The organism is uncultured Campylobacter sp., assembly GCF_937949835.1.
Classification (GTDB): domain Bacteria; phylum Campylobacterota; class Campylobacteria; order Campylobacterales; family Campylobacteraceae; genus Campylobacter_B.
The window spans coordinates 1-2,210 of record NZ_CALEDC010000024.1; the positions used below are offsets into that span (position 1 = coordinate 1).

Annotated in this window: 2 protein-coding genes; both read left to right on the forward strand. The window is 44.7% G+C overall.

Annotated elements, in window-relative coordinates:
* Positions 1-905: hypothetical protein (locus Q0256_RS00600; RefSeq protein WP_297959065.1), on the forward strand; the 905-nt coding region annotated here is incomplete at its 5' end.
* Positions 906-1,134: 229 nt separating this feature from the next.
* Positions 1,135-1,968 (forward strand): dipeptidase PepE, encoded by an 834-nt coding sequence (gene pepE / locus Q0256_RS00605; RefSeq protein ID WP_297959067.1) that lies wholly within the window; start codon positions 1,135-1,137, stop codon positions 1,966-1,968.
* Positions 1,969-2,210 lie beyond the last annotated feature (242 nt).

Below are 2,210 nucleotides of genomic sequence, written 5' to 3' on the forward strand. Positions count from 1 at the left end.
GTATAGAATCGTCGTATAAAATTTTTAAAGATATTCGTGATGTCGCGATAATAGTTTTGCCTATATGTGCGACGATCTGTTTTTTGAAATACACTAAGACTAAGCGATACAGCAACTTTTTTATTAAGGATCAAGGAGGTAGTTTGTTGGTCTTTACGATCGAAAATTTTGCCAGTATAGTTTTGCTTTTGTATCCGATTTTGCTTTTTCTCGGACCATTTTTTGTCAAGGATGTCGACGATGGGTACGGTGTTTACGCATTTTTATACGGTCTTATCGCAGCTCCAATCTGCTTGTTAATCTTTACGATATGCTATTTTTTCAATAAAAGCTCATATACGCCCGCCTCCGGGACCTCGGATCTACGCAGGGAGTCCGTCCTAGCGGCTCAAAGCGCAAAATCCGTAAAGGAAAGACTAGACGAACTAAATGAGCTTGACGCAAAATTTAAAAATATACCGCACAATCTAAAAAATCGCTACGACACGCATAGACTTATTAGACGTGCTAGCATGACGTTTGTGGGCTTTGTGGTTCTAGTTTCGTGGTTTGCAAGCTTTGTGAATAACATTCTGGGTGGGCTTTTTTCTCTTGCTGCGGTACTGATTTTGCCATATATTTTTACGCAAATTTATCTAAAGAGCTATCCGACGAAAAAATACAGCAAACTTTTCATAAAAAACCAGCGCCTTTCTTTGGCGATTTTTACGATTGAAAATTTAGCTAGCGTAGCTTTGATCCTCTATCCACTTACGCTCATAATAGCGGCGCTGATCGCTAAAAATAATGAGAGGATAATAAGCTTGCTTTTGAGCGGCTCAAATGTATTATCGCCTTGTTTTCTCGTTTTTGTAGCGTGTTATCTGTTTAATCGAAGCACCTATATTCCAAAGGACGAAGCGTAAATTTCACTAAATTTAACCTCGTGTCGGCGCCATGAATTTCATTAAATTCAGCCGCGCTTTTAAATTTTACGACGCAGCACCTCGCCTAATTTTAAAATTTAGTAGTTTTAAATTTTACCCTGCTGAGGCCTGCGCGCAAGCGAAATTTAAACCGAATATTCAGCCCCTCTTTATATGTAAAGGAATATAATTTCAAAATAGATACAAACTTTGATTTAAAGGAGAAAAGATGCAAAATCAAAGACGAAACCTACTAAAGGTAGCCGCTTTGGCGGCGGGCGCTGCGATGCTCGGTACGAGCGAACTAGCTGCGAGCGAAAAGGCGTTTAAGCTCTCCAAGCGCGATCATAGCAAGCAAAGAGTGCTGCTGCTCTCAAGCTCGGGCTACAAAGACACGAAGTATCTATCGCACGCGGTGTCGTGGATCGGCAAATTCGCGAAGGAAAACAACCTCGCGGGCAAAAAGATCGTTTTCATCCCTTACGCGAGCCTACGCAGGAGCTACGACGAATATGAAAAGCGCGTCAAAGAGGCGCTTGCGAGCTTAAATTTAAACATCGTCGGCGTCCATCACGCTAAAAACGCCGCGAAGGAAGTCGCGAGCGCGGATTGCATATTCGTAGGCGGCGGCAACACCTTCAAGCTCGTGCACGATATGTACGAAAACGAGCTCATCGCTCTGATTAGCAAAATGGTCGAGGACGGCACGCCGTATATCGGCTGGAGCGCGGGCTCGAACGTCGCGGGCGCTACGATGATGACAACGAACGATATGCCGATCATCGAGCCTGAGTCGTTTAATACCTTCAATATCTTCCCGCACCAGATCAATCCGCACTTCATCTCGGGCAAGCCTGTGGGGCACAACGGCGAGAGCAGAGAGGAGAGGCTGGAGGAATTTTTGATCGCCAATCAAAAATCGACGGTGTATGCGATGCCGGAGGGTACGGCGTTTTGGCTTGAAGGCGAGAAGGCGACCGTGCTCGGGCCTGCTGCGGTGCTAAAGATGAATTATAAACAAAAGGTTAAGTTGATCGAGCCGGGCAGCTCGTTTAAGTATTGATCGCACCCGCTCAAATTTAACCGATAGATGTGCCCTATGGCACTGCTCGTTTGAATGCGCGAATCGGCTAAATTTTAATTACGGCGCTCGGCTAAATTCGGGCGCCGCTTTTAAATTTACGCGGTAAAACGCGTTTTACCTATGTGGACGCGCAATCAAAATATAAGCATCGATTTTAAAGCGGCGCACGATCGCCGAAACCATAAAGAGTAAAATTTAAAACGCAGATAAAATGCCCCGCG